Below are 24,017 nucleotides of genomic sequence, written 5' to 3'. Positions count from 1 at the left end.
ATATCCAGCCGCCGGGCCGGAAGCCAACCACATAGCGGTTGCGATCTATTCCGGGTAAAATAGCAGGAGACGACCCGATGACGACAGCCACCCGCAAACGCCTGGAGGTCCGCACGGCCGTCCCGACCGACGTGCGCGCGATCCTGCGGCTGATCGCCCGCGTCTATCCCGGCATGCCCAACTATTCCCCCGCCACCGTCCGCGGCCAGATCAACAATTTCCCCGACGGCTGTTTCGTCGCCCTCTACGACGCCAAGGTCGTGGGCTATTGCGCGACGATGCGGGTCAGCAAGGGCATGGCCTTTGCCCATCATGACTGGGAGGAGATCACCGCCAACGGCTTCGGCACCCGCCACAGCGCCGCGGGCGAATGGCTTTATGGCTATGAAATGGCGGTCGATCCCAAATTGCGCGGCCTGCGCATCGGCCAGCGCCTCTATGACGAACGCAAGGAACTGGCCGAACAGCTCGACCTGCACGGCATCGTGATCGCAGGCCGGATGCCAGGCTATCTGCGCACCAAGCGCAAGGTGGAAGGGCCCAAGGACTATCTGGACAAGGTCGTCCAGGGCAAGATTCGCGACCAGGTCGTCAGCTTCCAGCTCAAGAACCAGTTCGAACCACTGGGCGTCCTCGAAAACTATCTGCCCGAAGACAAGCAGTCGGACGGCCATGCCGCCCATCTGGTCTGGCGCAACCCCTATGTGGACCCCGACGAAGCGCCCGAAATGCGCGTCCCCCGCGGCGTCGAAAGCGTCCGCCTCGCCACCTGCCAGCTTCAGGCCCGCGCCGTGCAGGATTTCGACGAATTCATCCGCAACATCGAATATTTCGTCGATGTCGCCGCCGATTATCGGTCTGACTTCATCATCTTCCCCGAACTTTTCACCCTGCCGCTGTTGTCGTTCGAAACCAAGAAGCTCAATCCCATGGAGGCGATCGACAAGCTGACCGGCTACACCCCGCGCCTGACCAAGGAACTGACGCGGATGGCGCTGGAATATAATATCAACATCATCGGCGGCTCCCACCCGACCCGCGCCGACGATGGCGATATCCAGAATATCGCCTATGTCGCGCTGCGCGACGGTTCGGTCCATACCCAGGAAAAGATCCACCCGACCCCCAACGAAGCCTTTTGGTGGAACATCAAGGGCGGCGACTCCCTCGACGTGATCCAGACCGACTGCGGCCCGATCGGCGTGCTGATCTGCTACGACAGCGAATTTCCCGAACTCGCCCGCCGCCTGGTCGATCAGGGTGCCCGCATCATCTTCGTCCCCTTCTGCACCGACTCGCGCCTGGGCTATATGCGCGTGCGCTATTGCGCGCAGGCCCGCGCGATTGAAAATCAGTGCTATGTCGTCATGTCGGGCAATGTCGGCAACCTGCCGAACGTCGACAATATGGACATTCAGTACGCCCAGAGCGCAATCCTGACCCCCTGCGACCTGCCCTTCGCGCGTGACGGCATCGCCGCGGAATCAACCGAGAATGTCGAAACGCTGACGATGGCGGACGTCAACCTCGCCGACCTCAGCTGGGCGCGGGCCGAAGGCACCGTCCGCAACCTGCGCGACCGCCGCTTCGACCTCTATCATATCGAATGGGACAGCAACCCCGACCACAGCCATGCGCCCAGCGGCGGACCTGTGCCGGCGGGCGGACATAATTCGCCGGGCGGCGGCTAAAAAACGCGCCGCCTATCGTCCGTAGCGATCCTCGGCAACCCACTTGGCCGTCAACGCCCTGGCGGCGTCGACATCCTGATGGAAATCGACCTCCTGCCACTCCAGCCCCTCGATCGAGGCGGTGCCGACGCGGTTGCCCTTTGCGATGATGTCGATGGCGCGCAGATACCAGCGTTCGACGCCTTCGGGCGTACGCATCATCTGGTCGATCTGGTTGCGGAAGATCGCCGGGCCTTCACCGGTGAAGGCCAGCATCCCGATCGATTCGGCATTGGTGTCGGGTGGCAGCAACCGTTTGCCGATATGGTGCAGGCGTCCGGTCTTATCGCGGTTCACCTTCATGTCGTCATCGTCATAGTCGCCGTCGGCCTTCACATCGACGGTGACAGTGATGGCGTCCCGCGCACCTGCGATCAGGCGTGCGACGATCTCGTCCGATATGATGGTGTCGCCGTTGAGGATGATGAAGTCGCGGTCCATTTCCTCCCGCACGATCCAGCAGGTGCCGAGATTGTCGGCGACCTGGAAGAAGGGATTGAACACGCAGCGGATGCGCGCGCCCGTCTCGCGATAGAGTTGCAGCGCATGATCTTCGACCCGTTCGGTGCGGAAGCCGGTGACGACGACGATGTCGGTCACGCCATTGGCGACCAGCGCCGCGATCTGCCAGCTGATGAGGGTGCGGCCGTTGAACTCGATCATGCATTTGGGCACGTCGCGGGTCAACGGCAGAAGGCGCGAACCCTGGCCGGCGGACAGGATGATGGCTTTGGTGATCGTCATGGGCGCGCTTTAGAAGCCAATTTGGCCGAAAAAAAGGCGGCGTTTGCACTAGTTCGGTCGCTCGCCTAAAGGCCGCTGCAATAGCACCACGCCCGTTCGGGCTGAACCTGTCGAAGCCGCCTTCTTTCGGCAGGTTCAGGACGAACGGTTTTTTGGCTAGACGGAGTCACGATGTTCAAGCGCGGATCGGGCGCGGCGGGGGACGGTTTCGCCCGCATCCTGGCCAATACCGGCTGGCTGCTGGGCGGCAAGGGCGTGGGCGCAGTACTCAGCCTCGCCTATCTCGCCATCGTCACCCGCACGCTGGGCGTGGCCGATTTCGGCCGTTTCGCTTTGGTGCTGAGCGCCGCCAACGTCATCAAGACGCTGGTCAGCTTCGACAGCTGGCAGATCGTGGTGCGCTACGGCCAGCCGCACCTGGCGGAAGAAAATGGCGACGCCCTGAACCGCGTGCTGCGCTTCTGCATCCTGATCGACCTCGCCTCGGCGGTCGCGGGCGGACTGATCGCCGCGGCCATCATCCTGCTGTTCGGCGACCTGCTCGGCATCGGACCGGACATGGGGTGGCAGGTCTGGGCCTTTTGCATGGTGATGATGATCACCATCCGCTCCAGCCCGACCGGGGTGCTGCGCCTGTTCGACCGCTTCGATTCGGCCGCCTTTGCCGAAACCATGATCCCCGTCGGACGGATGATCGGCGCCGGCGTGGCGCTGGCGGTCATGCCTGACATCAGCGGCTTCCTGATCGCCTGGGCCTTTGCCGAACTGCTCTGCGCCCTGAGCTACTGGCAACTCGCGCTGAAGGTCGGACACGGACGGATCGGCAGCTGGCGTGCGGGCCGGGCGCTGGATGCACGGGCGGAAAATCCCGGCATCGTCGGCTTCCTGACCGCCACCAACTTGCAGACCAGCCTGTCCTCGATCGGCCAGCAGGTGGCGGTGCTGATCGTCGGTGGCTTCGTCGGCCCGGCTGGCGCAGGCCTCTATCGCCTCGCCAACCAGCTCGCCAATTCGCTGACCAAGATCAGCAGCCTGTTGTCGCGCAGCATCTTCGTCGAACTGGCGCGCACCAGCACGCACGGGAAAGACGCCTTGAGCGCCCTGTTTCGCCGGACAAACCGGCTGGCGCTGGTAGCAGGCGCGGTAATCATCGGCCTGATCGTGACGATCGGCCATCCCCTGCTGGGCCTGATCGCGGGCAAGGATTTCCTGCCCGCCTATCCGCTGCTGCTGCTGCTGGGCATCGCGGCCTGCATCGACCTGGTGGGAGTCAGCTATCGCCCGCTGCTGATGGCGACCGACCGGGCGGGCCTGTCGCTGCGCATCACCTTCGTCTCGACCTTGCTCTTGCTGGGCCTGCAGTCGGCGCTGCTGCCACTCTATGGCACCCGAGGCGCGGCGATTGCCAATGTCCTCGCCGCGCTTGCCGGTTTTGCGATGATGGGGCTGGCCAGCCGTCGCGCCATGCGCGGCTGACCGTGTCGATCATTCGGCTTCTTCGACCGGTGCGCCGGGGCCGTTCTTCAACACCGATTCGATCGCATTCTTCGCGCCGGCCTTGCTGGCATAGCCTTCGGTCCAGAAGATCACTTCGCTATTATATTTGAACTTGGCGACGAACTCACCGGCCTTGTTCTTCTCGATCACGAACTTATGCGCCATGACTTATCTCCAGACTGGGCCGCTGGACTCGTTTCGTCAGCGAAACCGGACCGGAGAATAGGCGCACGAATCGAGACTGGCAAGAACCGCCGGCGGCGTTTCGCCACGCACCAGCGCGCTCGCCAGCAGCGCCGCAGCGGGCGCGGTCTGGATGCCGAAGCCGCCCTGCCCGGCAAACCAGAAGAAGCCGGGAACATCGGGATCGAAGCCATAGACGGGCGCGCGATCGGGTGCAAAACTGCGCAATCCAGCCCATTTCCGCTCGACCGCCGCGATCGGCCAGTCGACCGCTTCCTCGAAGCGTGCGATCGCCTGCGCCACCGCCAGCTCCTCCGGTGCGGCGTCACAGGGCGGCGACCATTCCTCATCATGCGGGGTCAACCACAACCGCCCCTGCCCTTCCGGCTTGAAATAGAAGCGTTCGGACAGGTCCATGACCAGCGGCAGGTCGGCGGAGGGCATCGTGGGCACGCGCAGTTGCGCCACGGTCCGCCGCAATGGCCGGATACCGATCGGGGCGACGCCACAGGCGATCGCGACATCATCCGCCCAGGCGCCCGCTGCGTCAACCAGCAGACCGCACTGGATCGCCCCCTCGCTCGTCTCGATCCGCCAGCCATCGGCATTGGCTTGGCCAGCCACAAGCCGGGTGGAGAGGCGGACGTCGCCGCCCGATCGCCGGAACCGGCGGAGATAAGCGGCATGAAGCGCCGCCACGTCGATGTCCTGGCAGCTCGCCTCCAACACGCCCAGCGTCCACCCGGGCCGCAGCCCCGGCACCATTGCAGCCGGATCGACGCGTTGCAGATCGACCTTGCCGGTGAACCGGGCGAGCAGCGCATCGCACCGCGCTTCGTCCCCTGCCCGGCCTATATGGAGCGTCTGCCGCGGCGACAGGAACGCGCCGTCATGAAAATCAGGGTCCGGTGCAGCGAGCAACGGTCCCGACGCGGTGGTCAGCGGTTGCACCACCGTCCCGCCATAGGTTTCCTCCCAGAAGGCGACCGAACGCCCAGTGGCGTGATAGCCCGCCCGATCTTCCATTTCCAGGATCAGCACGCTGGCGTCGGCCGCCAGATGGGCGCCCAGGCTCGCCCCGGCGATGCCGCCGCCGATGATGACGATGTCGGGATGATTCAACAGGCAACCTTGTCCAGGAAAGCATCGATCCGGTGCAACGCATCGCGCCGCACCGGATCCAGCTCGCGCAATATCTCGTGCGCCGCCTCCCGGCCATAGACATGCAACCGCGCACCCGCAATCCGTCCCGCGACGTTGAGGATGGCGGGCGTGGACACAAGCTGGTCCGCCTTTGTCGCGAGAATCAGCAGGGGCGTGGAGATGCCGGCAATGGCGTCGCCCTCCGCCAGCACCTTCGTCGATTCCAGCGCCTGCAACACCCAATTCCAGCTCGGCGGTCCCAGCGCGATGTCCCGGCTATGATCGCGCCACCAGATTTCGTCGGCATAGCGATCGGGATCGTGGGTCAGTCGCTTCTGACGCATCCGCCGCTGCCGCTCCGACTGCTCCTTCTGCGTCCAGGCGGCGCGTTCGCCCCGACCGGAACTTACCATCAGCCGGGCGATCGCCACCGCCAGCCAGCGCGGCAGCGGCGCGCTATGGACGCCAAGCATGGGCGCAACCACCGCGGCCGCATCGGGCGACGGCATCCCTTCGGCGAGCGAGCGCAACAGCATATGGCCGCCCATGCTATGCGCCACCATCGCAGTCGGCCCTTCGCCCTCCGCCCGCCACTCGGCGGCCAGGGCGTTCAAATCCGCGATCCATTCCGCAAAATCGCCGATGTGACCGCACAACGGATCGTCCGTCAGCCGCCCCGATCCGCCCTGGCCGCGCCAATCGAAGCTGGTCACGGCCCAGCCGCGCGCCGCCCAATGGTGGATGACCTCCAGATATTTCTCGATCATGTCGCCGCGACCGCCCAGTACCAGCATCCGCCCGCGCGCGCCGGACCCCAGCCGGTAGCGCCGGATCGGCCAGCCATCGGGCGCCGTCCAATAGTCCAGCCGCCCGCCCATCGGCCAGGCGCGCCGGTCGAAAGCGGCAGTCGGGAAATCGGGTGAATCCATTGGCCCCATGGTTACGCTTTGGTAAGCCATATGGTCTAGGGAATAAGCCCCATGAACGGGGAAATTTTCCGATTGGCGCTGATAGGCGCCCTGGGCGCGCTGCTGATTGCGGCGGCGATCACGGATTTGCGATCCCGCATCATTTCCAACCGCCTGAACCTGGCGGTCGCGGCACTGGCGCCGCTGTGGTGGCTGGCCAGCGGCCTCGACCTCTGGCCCGGCATCGCCGTGCAACTGCTGGTCGGCGCAATCGTCTTCATTCTCTTCGCCGCGCTGTTCGCAGCCGGCATGATGGGTGGCGGCGACGTCAAGCTGCTCGGCGCGCTGGCGCTGTGGTTCCCCTGGCAGGCCGTGCTGTCGCTCATCGTCCTGATGGCGATGCTGGGCGGCCTCGTCACAATCGTCACGGTCATCCACCACCGGATGACCAAAAGGCTGGGACAGCCTGAAATACCTTACGGAGTCGCCATCTCGATCGCAGCCCTGTGGTTGCTTGGCGAACGATATCTTAACCATTTTGCGTGATGAGTGGGGCACTGGGGGCAGTGCACCCATTTGAGGGAGGCGAATTTCGTCATGGATGCTAAGAAGATCGTGCTGCTGGTGGGGGCGCTTATCATAGCGGTCACTACAGCCTTGCTTGCGCGCAGCATGTTGAGTTCGTCGAGCGCACCACAGGTGAACGCTGCGGCGATGCCGAATGAAGCCGACCAGCCCCATGTACTGGTGGCGACCAAGGCTCTCCCCGTGGGCACCATTTTGGATGCGGAAAGCTTCCGTTTTCAGCCCTGGCCGAAAGATCTCATCGAACAGGCCTATTATCTCAAGGGTCAGGCCGATCCCGCCAAGCTGGCCGGAAGCGTCGTGCGCTCCGCCATCACGGCCGGCCAGCCGCTGACGCAGGGCGGCATCGTCAAGCCCGGCGATCGCGGCTTCCTCGCTGCGGCGCTTGGCCCCGGCATGCGCGCCGTGACGGTGCCTGTATCGGCGCAAAGCTCGGTCGCAGGCTTCGTCTTCCCCGGCGACCGCATCGACCTTGTCCTGACGCAGAGCGTCTCGGGCGGCGGCGACGGCGATCCCCTCAAGGTTTCCGAAACCATCCTGCGCAACCTGCGCGTGCTCGCCACCGATCAGCGCATGGATGCGATGGGCGCGGACGGCAAGCCGGAGGTTCGCACCTATTCCAACGTCACGATCGAAGTGACGCCGAAGATCGCTGAGAAGATCGCGGTATCGCAGACCATCGGGTCGCTTTCCATGTCGCTCCGCTCGATCGCGGACACGGCGTCGGACCTTGATGCCGCCATCGCCGGCACCGACGTCGATCTGCCCGACGGCGCCAATCCGAACGCCGAAAAGTCGATCATCGCGAAGCTCGCCTCGCGCCCGGTCGATCGCGGCTCCACCTATTCGACAGGCGCCGACGTGTCGCGCTACCAGCGCAGCTCGGTTCCGGCCAAGGCCGAAGCATCCATGCCGCCGATGGTGGCCGCCAACGGCGCGCCGATGGGAACCGTCGCCTTCAAGGGGCCGGTCATCCGCGTGGCCCGTGGCGTCAACGTGACCGAAGTTCCGGTCGGGGGGAAGTGAGATGAAGAGCTTGCACAAACGCGCTCCGCGGCTTGCCGCTCCGGCAATCGCCCTGGGCCTTGCGGTCGCCACGATCGCCGCGCCCACCACTGCCCTCAACGCCGCCCCTTCCAGCAGCCAGGACAATGCGATCCTGATGTCGGTCGGCGGCAGCCGGGTGGTCAACCTGTCGGCCAAGATGTCGGATGTGGTGATCGCCGATCCCAATATCGTCGATGTCCATGTCCGCTCGCAGAACCAGCTTTACCTGATCGCGAAAAAGGCGGGCGAAACCACGGTCTTCGCCACCGCGCCCAACGGCAAGGTGCTGTTTTCGGGAACGGTCCGCGTCGGCAACAACCTGACCAGCATCGACGACATGCTCGGCCTGGCGATGCCCGGCGCGAACATCGCGGTCAACAAGATGAACGGCATGGTCCTCCTGACCGGCACGATCCAGGCACCGGAGGATGCAGCGGAGGCCGAACGGCTGACGCAGGCCTTCGTCGGCAAGGAAGTGACCGTGGTGAGCCGCCTGCGCATGGCGACGCCGTTGCAGGTGATGCTGCAGGTCAAGATTTCAGAGGTCAGCAAGGATCTGGGCCACAAGATCGGGACCAATTTCAACAGTGTCGATACCGGTCGGTCCTTTGGCGTCGTCGGCGGAGGCAATCGCGCTTTCGCGACGTACAACCGTGACGAAGGATTTTGGGACTTTACCCAGCCGGCGGATGGCTCCTACAGCATCGGCGGCGTCGCTCGCCTGCTGGGCATGGATGTCGCCGGCGTGCTCGATCTTGCGGAATCGAGTGGCTTGTCGACCACATTGGCCCAGCCCAATCTGACCGCCCTGTCGGGCGAAACCGCCAGCTTCCTGGCCGGTGGCGAATATCCCTATACCGTCAGCAACGGCACGCAGGGCAACAGCATCGAATTCAAGCAATATGGCGTGCAGTTGGCCTTCACGCCGACCGTGCTGGCCGACGGCCGCATTTCGTTGCGCGTCCGCCCGACCGTGTCGAGCCTGGACTTTTCGATCAACGCCAATGTCCCCGCGCTGAAGAGCCGCACCGCCGAAACAACGGTGGAACTGGGTTCAGGCCAGGCTTTCATGATCGCTGGCCTGCTTAACAACGAAACCGGCAATGCCATCAACAAGGTGCCGGTATTGGGCGAATTGCCGATCTTGGGCAGCCTGTTCAAGTCGCGCTCCTTCCAACGTTCGGAAACCGAACTGGTCATCGTCGTCACGCCTTATCTGGTGAAGCCGATGAATGCGTCCGACGTGCACATGCCTACGGACGGCTTCCGCACCGCCAACGAAGGACAGGGCCTGCTCCTGCAACAGGGTAATGACGGCGTCAGCGGCGCGCGCGGCCATATGCCGACCCGCGCGCCCGGTTCGCCGGTGCCGACACCCGGCCCGCAAGCCGCAGCCGCCCTGCCCCCGGTCGCCACAAAGCCGGGCAAGCCCGGCACCGTGGCCCCTGGCTTCAGCTTCTGACGGAAGGACGACATAATATGACCTCCCCTCTCCAGACCCGTCTGTCCATGAAAGCGCTGAGCGCATTGGCCATGCTGGCCCTGCCGCTCGCCGGATGCGTCACCGACACGCCCAACCGCAGCGTGGAATCGATCCATCAGCCGGTCGTCAGCTACGCCGCCTACACGTTCGACGTGCAGGCCGGGTCGGATGGCGGCCTGACCGCCTATGAAGCCCACCGCCTCAATGACTGGTTCGGCTCGATCGGCCTCGGCTATGGTGACCAGGTGGCCATCGTCACCGACGGCGCCTATTTCAGCCCGACCATGCGCGATGGCGTCGCTGATATCGTCGCCCGACACGGCTTGCTGGTCGCCGAAGACAGCTCGGCCGTCGCCGGCGCCGCGCCGGCGGGCAGCGTACGCCTGATCGTACGTCGCGCCACCGCCAGCGTGCCGGGTTGTCCCGACTGGAGCGGCAAGCAGGAAACCGATCCCAATCTCGGCACCAGCTCCAATTTCGGCTGCGGCGTCAACAGCAACCTCGCCGCCATGGTCGCCAATCCGGAAGATCTGGTCCGCGGCCAGGGCACCGACAGCGACCTGCGCACGGCAACGTCGAACCGCGCCATTTCCACCTATCGCGACAAGGCCCCGACCGGTGCGGGCGACCTCAAGCAAATGACTGCGGGAGGGCAATAAGATGAACGCACCCTGGAAACCCGGCAGCGGTGGGCAGCGTGACCCGTTCCACGCCTTCGTCTGCGACGACCATAGTTTCGACATGCTGCGCGCCGTCGCGGCCGAATTGGGCTGGGCGCCGGAAAAGGTGAACAAGGGCGGCATGCGCAACGCGGTCCAGAGCCTGTCGATCACCGCATCGCCGCAGATCCTGTTCGTCGATATGTCCGAAAGCGGGGATCCGCTGAACGACATCAACAGCCTGGCGGAAGTCTGCGAACCCGGCACGGTGGTGATCGCCGCGGGACAGGTGAACGATGTGCGCCTCTATCGCGACCTCGTCGCCAGCGGGATTCAGGACTATCTGCTCAAGCCCTTCGGCGCAGACCAGCTCCGCGACGCGCTGGCGCAGGCGCAGGCCGTGTTCATGGCGCCGCGCGACGCCGCGCCGGAACGCCCGCACGCCACCATGGCCGTGATCGGCACCCGCGGCGGCGTGGGAGCGTCCAGCATCGCAACCTCGCTCGCCTGGATGCTGTCGGAAAAGAAGAAGCGCCCGACTGCGCTGCTCGACCTCGACGTTCATTTCGGCACCAATGCACTGGCCATGGACCTGGAGCCGGGCCGCGGCCTGACCGACGCGATCGAAAACCCAAGCCGCATCGACGGCCTGTTCATCGAACGCGCCATGGTGCGGGCGAGCGACACGCTGGCGATCCTGTCGGCAGAAGCGCCGATCAGCCAGCCGATGATGACCGATGGCGGCGCCTTCTACCAGTTGCTGGAGGAATTCCGCCTCGCCTTCGAATGCAGCGTCATGGACCTGCCGCGCAACATGCTGATCCAGCATCCGCACCTGATGGCCGACGTCAACGTCACGCTGGTCGTGACGGAACTGACGCTGGCGGCGGCGCGCGACACAATTCGCATCCTGTCCTGGCTGAAGACCAACGCGCCGCAGACGCGCGTGCTGGTAGTCGCCAACCGGGTCCATCCCGGCGCGCCTGAGATCAGCCGCAAGGATTTCGAACAGTCGATCGAACGCAAGGTGGACGTGATCGTGCCATTCGACCTGCGCATCGCGTCGCAGGCGGCGAAACTGGGCAAGACGCTGGCCGAGACTGCCAAGGGCAGCAAGGTCGGTGCGGCCTGCGCCAGCTTGCTGGACGAAGTGCTGGGCGCCGCCGAGTCCGATGACGAGGCTGGCGTGGCCAAGGGCGCGCGCAAGAAGGGCGATTCCCTGCTCGGCAAGATCGGCGACTTCCGATCGATGATGCCGTCGCGCCGCAAGGACAAGGCAGCGCTGGACAATTGATCGCATACGCCGCCCCCAGGGGCGGCGTCGCTTCCTACAAGACAGGCGACGAGATGGACGGCAATTTCATCCTGATAATGGTGCTGATCGCGACCCTGATGGGGCTGGGCGTGGTCGCGTTCGCCGGTCCGTCGCCGGACAAGGCGCGCAAACGGCGCGTCGCGATGATCCGCGGCCGCCATAGCGAGTCGGCCGAAGCCCTGCTGGAAGCGCGGATGCGCAAGGCGATCTCCAATCGTGCGACCGGCGTCGAAGCCAAGATGCTGGTGTCGCTGATCCCGAACCCGGAAAATCTGACCAAGCGCCTGAAGATGACCGGCAAGAAGTGGACGCTCAGCCAGTATATGACGGCCAGCGCCGGCATATTCCTGCTGCTGTCTGCGCTGCTGATGGTCCGCGGCTTCCCCTTCCTGTTCGCCATGATGTTCGGCCTCGCCGCAGGGCTTGGCCTGCCCCATTGGTGGGTAGGTCGGCTGATCAACAAGCGCGTCCAGAAGTTCAACGCCAAATTTCCCGATGCGCTGGAATTGCTGACTCGCGGCCTGCGGTCGGGCCTGCCCATCGCCGAAACGCTCGGCATCGTGTCGAGCGAAATTCCAGGGCCGGTGGGCGAGGAATTCAAGCTGATCACCGAACGCATCAAGATCGGCCGGACCATGGAGCAGGCGTTGCAGGAAACCGCCGACCGCCTGGGCACGCCGGAATTCCAGTTCTTCGTCATCACCCTGGCCATCCAGCGCGAAACGGGCGGCAACCTGGCCGAAACCCTGTCCAACCTGGCCACAGTGCTGCGTCAGCGCGCGCAGATGAAGTTGAAGATACGTGCCATGTCATCGGAATCCAAGGCGTCCGCCTACATTATCGGTGCACTGCCTCCGTTGGTGTTCGGCATGATCTGCTACATCAATTTCAACTATATGACCCCCTTCTTCACCCCCGATCCGGCGGGTATTTTCGGGCTCAGCACGATGCAGGTGATCGGCATCGGCGGTATGTGCTGGATGGGCATCGGCGCCTTCATCATGGCCCAGATGGTCAACTTCGAAATCTGATCGGGAGGGATAAGAGATTATGGACGCTCCGACCCCAGCCGGCACGCTCTTTGGCCTGACAGCGACCGATTTCGGCACGCTGCTGGCCGCGCTCGCCACCTTGGCCATACTTTTCGCGCTCTATGCGGTCATGACCGTGCGCGATCCCATGGCCAAGCGCGTCAAGGCGCTCAACGACCGGCGCGAGCAGTTGAAGGCGGGCATCACCGCGTCGACCGCCAAGCGCCGCGCCAAGCTGGTCCGCAAGAACCAGACGACCGACAATATGCGGTCCTTCCTGTCGAGCCTGAAGGTCTTGCAGGACGACCAGTTGAAAGACGCGCAGATCCGCCTGGCGCAGGCCGGCATCCGGTCCAAGGATTGGGCCGTCGCCGTCATCTTCGGCCGCATGATCATGCCGATCGTGATCGGCGGCTTTGCGGCGATCATGCTCTATGGCGTCGGAATCGAACCCGAATGGGGCCCGATGAAGCGCTTCTTCGCTTTCGCCGTGGCGCTGCTGCTCGCCTATAAGGCCCCCGACCTTTATATCGACAATAAGGTACAGAAGCGCGCCGCTGCGATCCGCAAGGGATTGCCCGACGCACTCGACCTGCTGGTCATCTGCGCAGAGGCCGGCCTGACCGTCGATGCCGCGTTCAATCGCGTGTCGCGTGAACTGGGCAAGGCCTATCCCGAGCTGGGCGACGAGTTCCAGTTGACCGCGATCGAGCTGAGCTTCCTGACCGAACGGCGCATGGCGTTCGAGAATCTGGCGACCCGCGTGAAGCTGGACGCGATCAAGGGCGTGGTCACGACCATGATCCAGACCGAGAAATACGGCACCCCCCTCGCTTCCGCGCTGCGCGTGCTGTCTGCCGAGTTCCGCCATGAACGCATGATGCGCGCCGAGGAAAAGGCCGCGCGCCTGCCCGCGATCATGACGGTGCCGCTGATTCTGTTCATCCTGCCGACCCTGTTCGTCGTTATTCTGGGTCCGGCGGCCTGTTCGATCAGCACCGCCTTCTAAAAAATTGGAGAACGGGACTGGCGCTGCCGTAACGTCGCCCGAAAGATCCGCCCGCCCCGCCTCAAAAAGGCGGTGGCGGGCCGACTTTTTCATGCTTATCTGTCCGTCAAACACAAGGAGTGGATCGCATGAAGCTGGCCCTTTTCGCCACCGCAGCCCTGAGCGCAGCCTTCGCCGCCATGCCCGCGCAGGCCGCCCAACCGGTCACCGGCCGCTGGGCGACCGTCGATGGCAAGGCGATCGTCCAGATCGCGCCCTGCGGCAGGCATTTGTGCGGAAAGATCGAGAAGATCGTGAAGCCTACGCCCGGCCGCCCGCAGACCGACATCAAGAACCCGGATGCCGCGCTCCGATCAAAGCCGCTGGTGGGCCTCGCCCTACTCACCGGGTTCGAGGATGCCGGCGATCAATGGAAAGGGACGATCTACGATCCCGAAAGCGGCAAAAGCTATACGTCCAAGCTGACCCGCAACGGTGACGGCACGCTGAAGGTGCAGGGTTGCATCGCATCCTTCCTGTGCAAGACCCAGACCTGGACGCCGGTGCGCTAAATCTGGACCAGATGCGCGACATCCCTCGCGCTTTCGTCCGCGACGCTGCCCTGGCGGATGATCCGGCCGTTCTGCATCGCGCAATAGCGGTCGGCGAAGCGCCAGACGAAGTCGAGATATTGTTCGACCACCAGCATGGTCATGCCGAGTTCGTCGCGGACATGGACGAGCGCGGCCTCGATCTGCTGCACGACATTGGGCTGGATGCCCTCGGTCGGTTCGTCGAGCAGGAGCAGGCTGGGTTCGCCTGCCAGTGCGCGGCCGATAGCCAATTGCTGCTGTTCGCCGCCGGACAGGAAGCCGGCGGCGCGGGTACGGATATCGTAGAGTTTGGGAAAAAGGTCGAAGATATGCTGCGGCACTTTTGCCCCGCCCTCGCCACGCCCCGCCAGCGCCGAACGCCCGGCTTCCAGATTTTCCATGACCGTCAGTTGCGGGAAGACATGGCGCCCCTGCGGCACGAAACCGATGCCGGCGCGCGAGCGTTTGTGCGCGGGCAGCTTCGTGATGTCCTGCCCGTCGAAACGGATCGTACCCCCCGCCAACGGGCGCGTGCCCATGATCGCATGCAGCAGCGTCGTCTTGCCGACGCCGTTGCGACCGATCAAAGCCATCACCTGCCCTCGATCGAGAGTCAGGTCGACGTCCCACAACACCTGGCTCTGGCCATAGGCGCTCGACAGGGCAGCGATTTCGATCAGCGGCGCGCTCATGCGCTGTGCCCCAGATAGACGGCGGCGACCTCCGGGTCGGCGCGGACATCGGCGATGCTCCCCTGCTTCAGGAACCGGCCCTGATGCATGACGGTGACGGGAGCCGCGAGCTGTTCGACGAAGCTCATGTCATGATCGATCACCAGCACGGTGCGGCTCCCCCCCAGTCCGTGGATGAGTTCGGCAGTGCGGCTGGTTTCGGCCGGCCCCATGCCGGCGGTCGGCTCGTCCAGCAGCAGCAGTTCCGCCCCGGTCGCCATCACCATCGCGATTTCCAGCCATTGCTTCTCGCCATGGGCCAGCGTGCCCGCCTCCACCTCGGCGCGATGGGCGAGGCCTACGCTTTCCAGCGCTTCCTCGACTGCCAGCTTCTCTTCCGCCGGGATACCGGTGCCGAAGCTCTTCCACCAGCGTCGATCGTTGCGGGCGGCGAGCGCCAGATTGTCGCGCACGCTGAGCGTCGGCAGCACGCCGGGGGCCTGGAATTTGCGGCAGACGCCGCGCGACACGATCTGCTGTTCGGGCAGGTGCTGTATTTCCTCGCCCTTGAACAGGATTCGGCCGCTGCTGGGGCGGACGCGGCCTATGATCGTGTCGCACAAAGTCGACTTGCCTGCACCATTCGGACCGATCACCACCCGAGTTTCGCCGCGATTGAGCGTCATGCTGAAATTGTCGAGCGCTTTGAAGCCGCTATAGTCGATGGTGACGCCATCGACGCTGAGCAGCAGGTCGGAGACGGCGGACCCGCTCATGCCGCCTTCCCCTTGACCAGACCGGCAAGGCCGCGCGGCAGCAGGGTGACGACAAAAATGAAGAGCGCACCCATCAGATAGAGCCAGAGTTCCGGGAAAGCGCTGGACACGGCATCGCGCGCCAGGTTGACGAGCAGCGCGCCAACGATCGCGCCCGCCAGGCTGTAGCGGCCGCCGATCGCGACCCACACGACCATTTCGATCGATGGGACGACGCCGATCAAGGCGGGCGACACGACCCCGGCATGGAGCGTGAAGAGCGCGCCGCCGACCCCCGCCAGCATCGCCGCGATGGCGAAGGCGACAACCTTGAACGGCGTGGGGCTGTAGCCGAGGAAGCGCACCCGGTTTTCGCCATCGCGCGCGGCGCGCAGCAATATGCCGAAGCGCGAAGACAGCAACCAGCGGAGCGCCACGAAGGCGACGCACAGAACCGCCAGCGTCACCCAATAAAGGCCCGATCCGGTGCCCGGACTGGACAGGCCGAAGCCAAACACCGAGTAGAAGTCCGTCAGGCCGTTGAACCCGCCGGTCACATCCTGACGGCTGATGATGAGGGTGGCGAAGGCGAGCGCCAGCGCCTGGGTGATGAGCGCGAAATAGGTGCCGCCGACCCGCCGGTGGAAAACGGCCCAGGAAAAGAGCGCACCCACGAGCGCCGGCACGATCAGGATCGCGGCGATGGTGAAGGCGGGGCTGGCAAAGGGCGTCCACCAGAAGGGCAAGCCGTCCCGGCCGCTCCAGACCATGAAATCGGGAATTTCGCCCGACGGCAGATCCGCCAGCTTCATGTGCAGGGCGATGGCGTAGCCACCCAGGCCAAAGAACACCCCCTGCCCCAAACTCAATATCCCGCCATGACCCCAGATGAGGACGAGGCCGAGCGCCAATATGCCCATCGCCATGAAGCGGGCGAGCAGGTTGAGATCATAGCCCGACAGCGCGAAAGGCGCGACCAGGCCGAGCGCCAGCAGCAGCCAGGGCAGGATCGGTTTCAAGGGGTCGAGGCGGGACAGGTCAGGCATCGAGCTGGCGGGTCTTTACGGCGATCACCCCTTGCGGGCGGACCTGGATGAAGAGGATGACGAAGACGAGCAACAGCATCTGCGCGACGCTGACATCGACGAAGATCTGCGCCAGCGCAGCGAACAGGCCGAGAATGATCGCCGATGCGGTCGTGCCTACGATGCTACCGAGGCCCCCCATCACCACGACGAGGAAGGCGGGGATGATATAGCTTTGCCCGACATTGGGCGTGACCGGGCCGAGCAATGCCAGCATGACGCCGGCCAGCCCCGCAACGCCGGAGCCAAGGCAGAAGACGGTGAAATCGACGCGCCTGACGTCGATGCCGGAGGCCGAAGCCATCATCCGGTCCTGATTAACCGCGCGAACCAGCAGGCCGATCCGGGTCTTGAGCAGGAGCAGCGCCAGGCCGCCCAGCACGAGGGCTGCGATCAGGATGATGAAGAGGCGCGCGGACGGCAAGGTTACGCCCGCCAGGACAAAATTGCCGGTCAGCCATTCGGGCGCGCGCACCTCCACGCCGACCGCACCGAACAGGTCGCGCGCGCCCTGTTGCAGGATCAAACTGACGCCCCAGGTCGCGAGCAGCGTGTCGAGCGGCCGCGCGGACAGGCGGCGGATCAGGGTGGACTGGATAAGGCCGCCCATCGCCGCCGCGCCGATGAAGGCGACCGGAATGGCGAGGATGATGCCCAGCGCGCCCGGCACGGCGAGCAGCGTCATCCAGGCGAGATAGCCGCCCAACATGAGCATTTCCCCATGCGCCATGTTGATCACGCGCATCAGGCCGAAGGAGAGCGCAAGGCCCAGCGCGGCGAGCAGGTACAGCGATGCCAAAGAGGCGCCGTTGAACAGCTGGTTGAGGAAAAGCGCGTCCATTATCCAACATCCGTTCGGGCCGAGCGAAGTCGAAGCCGTCCATCGAGCAAAGCGAAATGGGCTTCGCATCCGCGCAGCAAAGCCCTTCGACTTCGCTCAGGGCGAACGGAAGGTGGGACGTGCCTCAAAGCTTGCAGGTCTTGCCGGGGAAGGCGAGCCCGTCATAGGGTTCCGGCGCGATATCCTTGCCGCTGTCCGCGATGATCTCGAACTGGCCGTCGGCCTTCAGCTTGCCGATATAGGCCTTCTGCACCAGGCTCTGGTTGGCCGCGAAGCTGACCTTGCCCATTGGCGAGTCGAAGCCGCCGAGCGTCGCCGCCGCCTTGCGCACCGCATCGGGATCGAAGCTCTTGGCCTTCTCCACCGCCGCCTTCCACGCATAGACGTCGAGATAGCCATGGACCATCGGGTCGGTGATCGCGGCATCCTTGCCGAATTTCGCCTTATAGGCGGCGATGAACTTGGCGTTGGCGTCGCCGGGCAGGCTCTGGAAATAATTCCAGGCGGCATAGCTGCCCTCGACCAGGCTCGCCCCCATCGCCTGCGCTTCCTGCTCGCCGATCGAGAAGGACATGACCGGCATCGTCTTCGTGCTGATACCGGCCGCCTGCAACTGCTTGAAGAAAGCGACATTGCTGTCGCCGTTCAAGGTATTGATAATGATCGCGGGCTTGGCCTGCGCGATCTTGGCGATCACGCCTGAAAAGTCCGTGCCGCCCAACGGCACATAGGCTTCGCCCAGCACCTTCATGCCCTGCTTTTCGATATGTTTTTTCAGGATCAGGTTGGCGGTGCGGGGATAGACATAGTCGGAGCCGACGAGGAAGAAGCTCTTATGCCCCTGCGCAACGGCCCATTCGAGTGCGGGCAGCGCCTGCTGGTTGGGCTGCGCGCCGGAATACATGATATTGGGTGAACATTCATTGCCCTCGAACTGGACCGGATACCAGAGCAGGTTCTTCGTCCGTTCGAACACCGGCAGCATTGCCTTCCGGCTCGCCGAGGTCCAGCCGCCGAACACGGTGGATACGCCGTCGCTTTCGATCAGCTTGGACGCTTTCTGCGCGAAAGTGGACGGGTCGGATGCGCCGTCCTCGACCAGGGCGTTGATCTTCTTGCCCATCACGCCGCCAGCCGCGTTGATCTCCTCGATCGCCAGCATCTCGGCATTTTTCACCGTAATCTCGCTGATCGCCATCGTGCCCGTCAACGACTGGAGGACACCGACCGAGACAGTATCGCCCGCAGGCGCGCCGGTATTGCCGCCGCCGCCCGAACAGGAAGCCAGCGCCAACGCGCAGACGGAAGTGGCAAGCACGAGCAGCTTGGATCGGATCATGATGAGAAAGTCTCCCTGGCAGCCCATGTGCGGCGCTGCAGCAAATCGGTCTCCCAAAGGCTATGGAAAGGCGGCAAACGCCCGTATGCGTCATTTGACGTAGGCTGTGGCGCACCGCTTCCCCCTAATATTGCGGGCATGGCGAACGGGACGGAATCCATGGATCTTTCGGCGGCGCGGCAGGTGGCGGCATCGCCGCGACCGTGGCGCAATCCGATGCCCGTAGCCAGCCGCGCAGCGCGCGATCCGCTCTTCGCCTTTCTACTCGCCGGCGTTGCGCTGTTCGGCGGTTATCAGGTCGTCCAGCACTTCGAAAAGCCGCCCGTCATCTTTACGCCAGAGATCGAGCAGGCGCAGGTCGCGGACCTGGCGACGCTGACCGGGCGCAAGGCGACGGCGCAGGATCGCGCCCGGCTGAAGGCCGAATATCTGGCCGAGGAGCTGCTGTTCCGCGAGGCGATCGACCGTAACATGCACCTGACCGACGGCGAGACGCGCAAACGGCTGGTCGACAAGGTCCGCTACCTGATCGCGGGCGCCCCGCCCGAACCGAGCGAGGAGGAACTGGTCGATCATTATGCGACCCATCTGAACCTCTACCGCGCCGAACCGCGCACCAGTTTTACCCAGATTTTCCGCCAGCAAAAGCCCGCCGACGCGGGCGTCCTGCTGGCCCGGCTCAACGCGGGCGAGACGATCGGGGGCGAGGATTTCTGGCTGGGCCGCGACTTCCCCCGCTACGGCGATTCCATGGTGCGGGGCATTTTCGGCCAACCCTTCGTCGACACGCTCAAGACCGCGCCGGAGGGCCGCTGGATCGGGCCGATCCCATCCCCGCGCGGCTGGCATTTCGTGAAGAAGAGCGAGCGCATCGCATCCGCCATGATCCCCTTCCCCGCGATCAAGGATCAGGTGCGGCAGGATTATATGATCACCCACAGCAATGCCGCCATCAGCCAAGCGCTGGCGGGCCTGAAGGAGAAGTTCGATGTCGAAGAATAAGCTGTTCGCCCTGCTGATGCTTGCGCTGGCGGCGCTGGCGCCAGGTACGGCGATGGCCGATATCTTCCTGTCCGCCGACTTCGCCCTGACGCGCGGCGAAGACCCGAACACGTACGAATTCACCGCCGCCGTGCCGGAGGCAGTAGGCCAGCCTGCGCCCATCATCCTGCCCGACGGCTGCCGCCAGACCGGCATGAGCCGCCAGACCGGCGGCGGGCGAGCGCAATATGCCTTTGAATTCGCCTGCGACCGGCCCTTTGCCGCCACTGACATGATCCAGACGCCGTGGAAGGCCGATGGCGGCCGCTTCGTCACCAATGTCATGGGCGCCCAGGTCGATCGCAGCCTGACCGGCGACGCGCACGGCATTTCCGTGCCGGTCGGCGAAACCGCTGCAACGGCGCGGCCGATCACCCAGATCGCCCCGGAATTTCTGGCGCAGGGCGTCTGGCATATCTGGCTGGGCTGGGATCACCTCGCCTTCGTCCTGTGCCTGGCGTTGCTGGCGCGCGGGCGCGACCTGCTCTGGCTGGTGAGCGCCTTTACCGCGGGCCATTCCATCTCGCTCGCCATCGCCTTCTTCGAACTGGTGCGTGCGCCGGTGCCGCCGGTGGAAGCCGCCATCGCCCTGTCCATCGCCTTCATGGCGCGTGAGGCGCTGCTGATCGGCAAGGGGGAACGGGCGTTCGCCTTCCGGCGGCAGGCGATCGTCGTATCATTGTTCGGCCTGCTCCATGGTCTGGGCTTCGCGACGGCGCTGGGCGAACTGGGCGTGCAGGCGGGTGAGAAGCTGCCGGCGCTGGTCTTCTTCAACATCGGCGTGGAGGCGGGACAGTTGGTCTTCGTCGGCGCGATCCTGGCGACGCTGGCGGGGCTGCGCGCGCTGTCGCTGGCGACGCCGGTCCGGGTCGCGGCGCTCTATGCCGTGGGCGCGATCGGCTGCTTCTGGATGGTCGAGCGGATCGCGGCGTTCGGCGTCGCCTGATCGAGATGGCGGGCGATCGCCAATCGCCCGCCCCGCGCCACGATGCCGCTCATATTGGCGACAGCGAAGGAGACGCCATGGAGGTTGCGCCTTGGCGGCACGCCGGGGATCGGCCGGGGATGGCCGGAGGCGAAGACGATTCCGTCCCGTATGGCATAGTCTTCGCGCGGGCAGTCCCAGTCCAGCGATACGCCCAGCACTTGAGCCAGGCCGCCGGGATAGCAAGGCGTCCCTTCCGTCTCTCGCGCGGCCACGATCAGCACGCCCGCCGCCAGCGCCCTATCGGCGACCGCCGCGAACAGGTCGCGATGCGCCGGGTTCACCGTACCGAGGCTGAGGTTGATAATGTCGACCTCCGCCGCCACGGCCCGATCGATCGCGGCCACCAAGGCGCGCGCGGTGGTGCGCAACGCATTGTGGAATACCTGGATCGGCAGGCATAGCGCGTCGGACGACTGCCCCTGGATGGCGGCGGTGACCGCAGTGCCATGGCCAAGAGCGTCGATGGTGTCGCACTCGCTGATCGCGCCGTCGCCCGCTATCGCAACGCCGGGCAACAGCCGGGCTGCGTCGATATGCGGGTGATCGGGATGGACACCGCTGTCGATGACGGCGATGCGGATGGGATCAGGGCGGATCGGATCAGGCATCGACAGGCTCTGCGCGCGCCGTCAGCAGCGCCCGCCCCTGCTCCAGCGTAATGATGGCGTCGGCCATCCGCGCCAGTGCGGGCTTATGGGTGATGACGATGATCGTGGCATGGGGCAGCGCATCGCGCAGGCGTCCCGCCACAAGCTGCTCGGTGTCCCCGTCCAGCGCCGATGTCGGCTCGTCCAGAATCAGGATGCTGGGTCGGCGCAGCAGCGCGCGGGCGAGCACGACCCGTTGCCGCTCACCGGCCGACAGCGCCATGCCGCGTTCGCCCGCCCGCGTTGCATAGCCTTCCGGCAATGTCGCGACGAAGGCGTCCAGCCCGGCGGCATGGCCCGCTGCCGCGATCGCCTCCTGCGACACATGGGCCATGGCGAAGCCGATATTGGCCGCGATCGTGTCGTTGAACAGATAGGGCGCCTGATCGACGAGGAGGATTTCCCGCCGCAGATCGTCGAGCCGAAAGTCGCGCAGGTCGCGGCCATCGATCGTGATCCGCCCGCTGTCCGGATCGAGATAGCGCACCATCAGGTCGGCCATGGTCGATTTGCCCACGCCACTGGGGCCAAGGATGGCGCAAAGGCTCCCCGCCGGGATCGTCAGGTCGACATCGCGCAACACCGCATCGCGATCATAGCGCATCGCGACCTGTTCGAAGCGCATCTCACCTGCCCGCGCCATGGGCAGCGCCTCGTTGCGCTCTACGACTTCAGGCTTGGTATCGAACAGTTCGAAGATGCGCCCCAGCGACACCCGCGCCGACGCCAGCCCGGACGTCAGCCCCATCAGCGTCTGGATCGGCGAGAGCAGTCGCATATGATAGGTCATGAAGGCGACGAGTGTGCCGATGCTCATGCCGTCATGAATGATCCGCCAGCCACCATAGAGGATCACCGCCGATGTCGCCGCCGTCATCAGCGTGCCGGGCAGCGCGCCGGTCATGAAGGACGCGACCTGCATCCGCAGCATCGACGCGACGAAGGCGTCGTTCTTGGTCTTGAATCGGCCCACCTCATGCTCGCCCGCGCGGAGCGAGGCGACGACGCGCATCCCCATCACCGTATCGACCAGCAGGCTGCCCAGATCCGCCCCCCGTTCCCGCATGTCGCGGGTCAGCGCGGTCAGGCGGCGCTGATAGTAGCTGAAGGTCGCCAGGCTGGCCGGGACCAGCACGACGCTCACCAGGAAGAGCCGCCAGTCGAGCCACAGCATCATCGCGACGCAGCCGACGAAGAAGAGCAGGTTGCTGACCACCGACAGCAATGTGTCCGACGCGATACGCTGCACATCGCTGACGTCGCTGTTCATGCGCGACACGAGATCGCCCAGGCGGAAGCTGCCATAGAAGCGCGGCGACAGCGTCTGGAGATGGCGCAGCAGCGCCGCGCGAATATCGTAGAGCATCGCCGCCGACAGCGCGACATAGCGATAGCTGGCGAGGATGTTGACCGCGAAGCCCGCGATGGTGACGGCGATCATGATCGCCGCGATGTCCACCAGCGCGGTCATGTCGCGCTTGAGCAGCGCCTGATCGATCATCAGCTTGGAGAGATAGGGCTGCGCTAGGCCCAGCATGGTCGAGACGAGGCTGATCGCCAGTACGACCAGCAACGCGCCGCGATAGGGACGCAGGAAGGGCATCAGCCGCTTGTAGGTGCCCCAATCGGCAACCGGAGGCGGGGTCGGAGCGCTCATGCCGCGGCCGGCCGGGACACCAGCCGGAAGCCGTCGAGCAGGAAGCGCGGCTCGGGCAGCCGGGCCAGCAGGCCGGTGCACATATGATGCCCCGCCATCAGCGCCTCATGCTGCGCGCGCCACCAGTCACCCTGCCCGCCATTGCCGTAAAATTGGGCGCAGAGCAGCAGATGCCGACGCATCGCCGCGATCAGCATCGATCGATAATGGGTAAGCAGCGCGGCGCGATCCCCACCTTCGGCGATCGCCGTGACGACCGCTGCCGCCAATATCGCTTCCCGCACCGACTGCGCCGTGCCGTCGCCGCAGATCGGGTCGAAGCTCAGAGCTGCCGTGCCGCAGGCCAGCCAGTCATCGCCATGAAGCGGCCATTGCAGGCGCGGCGCAGCGGGAAAGGGCATGGAAATCGCTCCCAGGGCGTCCACGACCGGCGCGATCAGCGCACTCTGACCCAATAGCCTGTCGACCGAATCGCCCACGCCCAGCAGCCAGCCAAAGCCCGGTTCCGCCGGCACCAGATAGAGCCAGCCCGCCGCCACGGCCTCGATCCGCGCCTCTTCGACACAGGTGGGATCGCGCAATTTCACCCTGGCCGCAACGGCGTTGCGTTCGCCGAAAATGCGCATATTCCCCAGTGGCGCGGCATGGATGGTGAAATCGGCAGGGCCGGCTTGGGATGACGGGATGGATGGCAGCGCCGTCTGGACCTGATCCTCCGATGCCAGCGCCGCGCCATGGGGCACCATCACCGCTGCTCCGCCCCAAGCGACCAGCCGTCGCGTCACGCGCGGTTGGTCGGCAAACAGGTCCGGCCGATCGAACACGCCGCGGATCAGGCGCAGGGCCGGATCGCTCAGCATGATCGTCGGCACGGACAGGCGGCGGCGTTCTTCGATTGCGACCCGAAAGCCCGCGCCAGCCAATATATGCGCGCATCCTGTGGCGGCGATGCCGCTGCCCCGGATGGCGATGCTCTTCATCTGCCGCCCTGCCGTTCGTTGCGGATCAAGTCCATATGCCGACAAAAAGTAACGCTTCTTTTTCGACCAAAGTCGAGATGAACCAGGAATTTGCCAATAGGCCCGAA

At 65.0% G+C, this 24,017-nt stretch carries 24 protein-coding genes; 12 read left to right on the top strand and 12 right to left on the bottom strand.

The annotated features are described in order from the left end of the window. The first annotated feature begins 77 nt into the window (after nucleotides 1-77). Nucleotides 78-1,691: a bifunctional GNAT family N-acetyltransferase/carbon-nitrogen hydrolase family protein gene (locus SBA_RS08575; protein ID WP_224547571.1), complete on the top strand. Its 1,614-nt coding sequence runs from the start codon at nucleotides 78-80 to the stop codon at nucleotides 1,689-1,691. A gap of 12 nt (nucleotides 1,692-1,703) precedes the next feature. On the opposite strand, the gene SBA_RS08570 is transcribed toward SBA_RS08575, so the two are convergent. Further along, nucleotides 1,704-2,474 (bottom strand): phosphocholine cytidylyltransferase family protein, encoded by a 771-nt coding sequence (locus SBA_RS08570; RefSeq protein ID WP_261936554.1) that lies wholly within the window; start codon nucleotides 2,472-2,474, stop codon nucleotides 1,704-1,706. A 171-nt stretch (nucleotides 2,475-2,645) separates the two neighbouring features. On the opposite strand from SBA_RS08570, the gene SBA_RS08565 reads away from it, so the two are divergent. Continuing rightward, nucleotides 2,646-3,950: a lipopolysaccharide biosynthesis protein gene (locus SBA_RS08565; protein WP_261936553.1), complete on the top strand. Its 1,305-nt coding sequence runs from the start codon at nucleotides 2,646-2,648 to the stop codon at nucleotides 3,948-3,950. 9 nt (nucleotides 3,951-3,959) lie between these two features. Here SBA_RS08565 and SBA_RS08560 read toward each other — a convergent pair whose 3' ends face one another. Genes SBA_RS08560 through SBA_RS08550 form a run of 3 tightly spaced genes read right to left on the bottom strand, consistent with a single transcriptional unit; the run spans nucleotide 3,960 to nucleotide 6,235 of the window. Beyond that, entirely contained in the window at nucleotides 3,960-4,136 is a 177-nt protein-coding gene (locus tag SBA_RS08560) for a YegP family protein (RefSeq protein WP_224547574.1), read from the bottom strand. Nucleotides 4,137-4,172: 36 nt separating this feature from the next. Next, nucleotides 4,173-5,276, bottom strand: a complete 1,104-nt coding sequence (locus tag SBA_RS08555) for an NAD(P)/FAD-dependent oxidoreductase (protein ID WP_261936552.1) — start codon at nucleotides 5,274-5,276, stop codon at nucleotides 4,173-4,175. Continuing rightward, a complete protein-coding gene (locus SBA_RS08550) occupies nucleotides 5,273-6,235 on the bottom strand; it encodes an alpha/beta fold hydrolase (protein ID WP_261936551.1) in 963 nt (320 codons plus the stop codon). Before SBA_RS08550 ends, SBA_RS08555 begins: the two co-directional genes overlap by 4 nt. A 42-nt stretch (nucleotides 6,236-6,277) precedes the next feature. Between SBA_RS08550 and SBA_RS08545 the strand changes: the two genes are divergently transcribed. The 8 genes from SBA_RS08545 to SBA_RS08510 all read left to right on the top strand — a co-directional run bounded on the left by SBA_RS08545 (nucleotide 6,278) and on the right by SBA_RS08510 (nucleotide 13,885). Continuing rightward, a complete protein-coding gene (locus tag SBA_RS08545; RefSeq protein ID WP_224547577.1) occupies nucleotides 6,278-6,751 on the top strand; it encodes an A24 family peptidase in 474 nt (157 codons plus the stop codon). 51 nt (nucleotides 6,752-6,802) lie between these two features. Beyond that, nucleotides 6,803-7,816: a Flp pilus assembly protein CpaB gene (gene cpaB / locus SBA_RS08540; protein ID WP_261936550.1), complete on the top strand. Its 1,014-nt coding sequence runs from the start codon at nucleotides 6,803-6,805 to the stop codon at nucleotides 7,814-7,816. Between the two features lies 1 nt (nucleotide 7,817). Then, nucleotides 7,818-9,299: a type II and III secretion system protein family protein gene (locus SBA_RS08535; protein ID WP_261936549.1), complete on the top strand. Its 1,482-nt coding sequence runs from the start codon at nucleotides 7,818-7,820 to the stop codon at nucleotides 9,297-9,299. Between the two features lie 17 nt (nucleotides 9,300-9,316). Then, a complete protein-coding gene (locus SBA_RS08530) occupies nucleotides 9,317-9,979 on the top strand; it encodes a CpaD family pilus assembly protein (RefSeq protein ID WP_224547582.1) in 663 nt (220 codons plus the stop codon). A 1-nt stretch (nucleotide 9,980) separates the two neighbouring features. Continuing rightward, nucleotides 9,981-11,273, top strand: coding sequence for a pilus assembly protein CpaE (locus SBA_RS08525; protein ID WP_224547583.1), 1,293 nt, complete (start codon nucleotides 9,981-9,983; stop codon nucleotides 11,271-11,273). A gap of 53 nt (nucleotides 11,274-11,326) precedes the next feature. After that, complete coding sequence (locus tag SBA_RS08520; RefSeq protein ID WP_224547772.1) at nucleotides 11,327-12,325, top strand: type II secretion system F family protein; 999 nt, start codon at nucleotides 11,327-11,329, stop codon at nucleotides 12,323-12,325. Nucleotides 12,326-12,344: 19 nt separating this feature from the next. Then, a complete protein-coding gene (locus SBA_RS08515; protein WP_224547584.1) occupies nucleotides 12,345-13,334 on the top strand; it encodes a type II secretion system F family protein in 990 nt (329 codons plus the stop codon). Between the two features lie 128 nt (nucleotides 13,335-13,462). Further along, on the top strand, nucleotides 13,463-13,885 hold the full coding sequence (locus SBA_RS08510) for a DUF2147 domain-containing protein (protein ID WP_224547585.1): 423 nt from the start codon (nucleotides 13,463-13,465) through the stop codon (nucleotides 13,883-13,885). Here SBA_RS08510 and urtE read toward each other — a convergent pair. The 5 genes from urtE to urtA all read right to left on the bottom strand — a co-directional run bounded on the left by urtE (nucleotide 13,882) and on the right by urtA (nucleotide 18,597). Continuing rightward, nucleotides 13,882-14,598 (bottom strand): urea ABC transporter ATP-binding subunit UrtE, encoded by a 717-nt coding sequence (urtE, locus tag SBA_RS08505; protein WP_261936548.1) that lies wholly within the window; start codon nucleotides 14,596-14,598, stop codon nucleotides 13,882-13,884. The two genes, SBA_RS08510 and urtE, sit on opposite strands and share 4 nt — an antisense overlap. Then, nucleotides 14,595-15,353, bottom strand: a complete 759-nt coding sequence (gene urtD, locus SBA_RS08500; protein ID WP_261936547.1) for an urea ABC transporter ATP-binding protein UrtD — start codon at nucleotides 15,351-15,353, stop codon at nucleotides 14,595-14,597. Before urtD ends, urtE begins: the two co-directional genes overlap by 4 nt. Beyond that, entirely contained in the window at nucleotides 15,350-16,378 is a 1,029-nt protein-coding gene (gene urtC / locus SBA_RS08495; protein WP_261936546.1) for an urea ABC transporter permease subunit UrtC, read from the bottom strand. Before urtC ends, urtD begins: the two co-directional genes overlap by 4 nt. After that, a complete protein-coding gene (gene urtB, locus SBA_RS08490; protein ID WP_261936545.1) occupies nucleotides 16,371-17,258 on the bottom strand; it encodes an urea ABC transporter permease subunit UrtB in 888 nt (295 codons plus the stop codon). Before urtB ends, urtC begins: the two co-directional genes overlap by 8 nt. A gap of 124 nt (nucleotides 17,259-17,382) precedes the next feature. Beyond that, entirely contained in the window at nucleotides 17,383-18,597 is a 1,215-nt protein-coding gene (gene urtA, locus SBA_RS08485) for an urea ABC transporter substrate-binding protein (protein WP_261936544.1), read from the bottom strand. A gap of 159 nt (nucleotides 18,598-18,756) precedes the next feature. Between urtA and SBA_RS08480 the strand changes: the two genes are divergently transcribed. Continuing rightward, nucleotides 18,757-19,599 carry a peptidylprolyl isomerase gene (locus tag SBA_RS08480; RefSeq protein ID WP_261936543.1) on the top strand — a complete coding sequence of 281 codons (843 nt, stop codon included), beginning with the start codon at nucleotides 18,757-18,759 and terminating at the stop codon, nucleotides 19,597-19,599. Beyond that, nucleotides 19,586-20,584, top strand: a complete 999-nt coding sequence (locus SBA_RS08475; RefSeq protein WP_261936542.1) for a HupE/UreJ family protein — start codon at nucleotides 19,586-19,588, stop codon at nucleotides 20,582-20,584. Before SBA_RS08480 ends, SBA_RS08475 begins: the two co-directional genes overlap by 14 nt. Here the strand turns inward: SBA_RS08475 and qhpE are convergent. Genes qhpE through SBA_RS08460 form a run of 3 tightly spaced genes read right to left on the bottom strand, consistent with a single transcriptional unit; the run spans nucleotide 20,518 to nucleotide 23,910 of the window. Continuing rightward, on the bottom strand, nucleotides 20,518-21,234 hold the full coding sequence (gene qhpE, locus SBA_RS08470) for a subtilisin-like serine protease QhpE (RefSeq protein WP_261936541.1): 717 nt from the start codon (nucleotides 21,232-21,234) through the stop codon (nucleotides 20,518-20,520). The genes SBA_RS08475 and qhpE overlap by 67 nt on opposite strands. After that, on the bottom strand, nucleotides 21,227-22,930 hold the full coding sequence (locus tag SBA_RS08465; protein WP_261936540.1) for an ABC transporter ATP-binding protein: 1,704 nt from the start codon (nucleotides 22,928-22,930) through the stop codon (nucleotides 21,227-21,229). The genes qhpE and SBA_RS08465 overlap by 8 nt, the downstream gene beginning before the upstream one ends. Beyond that, the gene (locus SBA_RS08460; RefSeq protein WP_261936539.1) at nucleotides 22,927-23,910 is read right to left on the bottom strand and encodes an NAD(P)/FAD-dependent oxidoreductase; all 984 of its coding nucleotides are present in this window, start codon (nucleotides 23,908-23,910) and stop codon (nucleotides 22,927-22,929) included. Before SBA_RS08460 ends, SBA_RS08465 begins: the two co-directional genes overlap by 4 nt. Between the last annotated feature and the right edge of the window lie 107 nt (nucleotides 23,911-24,017).

The organism is Sphingomonas bisphenolicum (assembly GCF_024349785.1).
GTDB classification, from domain to species: Bacteria; Pseudomonadota; Alphaproteobacteria; order Sphingomonadales; family Sphingomonadaceae; genus Sphingobium; species Sphingobium bisphenolicum.
This window is presented reverse-complemented; position numbering and strand designations above follow the sequence as displayed.

Bases quoted from the DNA above. Each gene is read 5' to 3' on its own strand.
- SBA_RS08575 (WP_224547571.1), top strand. From the start codon at position 78: ATGACGACAGCCACCCGCAAACGCCTGGAGGTCCGCACGGCCGTCCCG.
- SBA_RS08570 (WP_261936554.1), bottom strand. From the start codon at position 2,474: ATGACGATCACCAAAGCCATCATCCTGTCCGCCGGCCAGGGTTCGCGC.
- SBA_RS08565 (WP_261936553.1), top strand. From the start codon at position 2,646: ATGTTCAAGCGCGGATCGGGCGCGGCGGGGGACGGTTTCGCCCGCATC.
- SBA_RS08560 (WP_224547574.1), bottom strand. From the start codon at position 4,136: ATGGCGCATAAGTTCGTGATCGAGAAGAACAAGGCCGGTGAGTTCGTC.
- SBA_RS08550 (WP_261936551.1), bottom strand. From the start codon at position 6,235: ATGGGGCCAATGGATTCACCCGATTTCCCGACTGCCGCTTTCGACCGG.
- SBA_RS08545 (WP_224547577.1), top strand. From the start codon at position 6,278: ATGAACGGGGAAATTTTCCGATTGGCGCTGATAGGCGCCCTGGGCGCG.
- cpaB (WP_261936550.1), top strand. From the start codon at position 6,803: ATGGATGCTAAGAAGATCGTGCTGCTGGTGGGGGCGCTTATCATAGCG.
- SBA_RS08535 (WP_261936549.1), top strand. From the start codon at position 7,818: ATGAAGAGCTTGCACAAACGCGCTCCGCGGCTTGCCGCTCCGGCAATC.
- SBA_RS08530 (WP_224547582.1), top strand. From the start codon at position 9,317: ATGACCTCCCCTCTCCAGACCCGTCTGTCCATGAAAGCGCTGAGCGCA.
- SBA_RS08525 (WP_224547583.1), top strand. From the start codon at position 9,981: ATGAACGCACCCTGGAAACCCGGCAGCGGTGGGCAGCGTGACCCGTTC.
- SBA_RS08520 (WP_224547772.1), top strand. From the start codon at position 11,327: ATGGACGGCAATTTCATCCTGATAATGGTGCTGATCGCGACCCTGATG.
- SBA_RS08515 (WP_224547584.1), top strand. From the start codon at position 12,345: ATGGACGCTCCGACCCCAGCCGGCACGCTCTTTGGCCTGACAGCGACC.
- SBA_RS08510 (WP_224547585.1), top strand. From the start codon at position 13,463: ATGAAGCTGGCCCTTTTCGCCACCGCAGCCCTGAGCGCAGCCTTCGCC.
- urtE (WP_261936548.1), bottom strand. From the start codon at position 14,598: ATGAGCGCGCCGCTGATCGAAATCGCTGCCCTGTCGAGCGCCTATGGC.
- urtD (WP_261936547.1), bottom strand. From the start codon at position 15,353: ATGAGCGGGTCCGCCGTCTCCGACCTGCTGCTCAGCGTCGATGGCGTC.
- urtC (WP_261936546.1), bottom strand. From the start codon at position 16,378: ATGCCTGACCTGTCCCGCCTCGACCCCTTGAAACCGATCCTGCCCTGG.
- urtB (WP_261936545.1), bottom strand. From the start codon at position 17,258: ATGGACGCGCTTTTCCTCAACCAGCTGTTCAACGGCGCCTCTTTGGCA.
- urtA (WP_261936544.1), bottom strand. From the start codon at position 18,597: ATGATCCGATCCAAGCTGCTCGTGCTTGCCACTTCCGTCTGCGCGTTG.
- SBA_RS08480 (WP_261936543.1), top strand. From the start codon at position 18,757: ATGGATCTTTCGGCGGCGCGGCAGGTGGCGGCATCGCCGCGACCGTGG.
- SBA_RS08475 (WP_261936542.1), top strand. From the start codon at position 19,586: ATGTCGAAGAATAAGCTGTTCGCCCTGCTGATGCTTGCGCTGGCGGCG.
- qhpE (WP_261936541.1), bottom strand. From the start codon at position 21,234: ATGCCTGATCCGATCCGCCCTGATCCCATCCGCATCGCCGTCATCGAC.
- SBA_RS08465 (WP_261936540.1), bottom strand. From the start codon at position 22,930: ATGAGCGCTCCGACCCCGCCTCCGGTTGCCGATTGGGGCACCTACAAG.
- SBA_RS08460 (WP_261936539.1), bottom strand. From the start codon at position 23,910: ATGAAGAGCATCGCCATCCGGGGCAGCGGCATCGCCGCCACAGGATGC.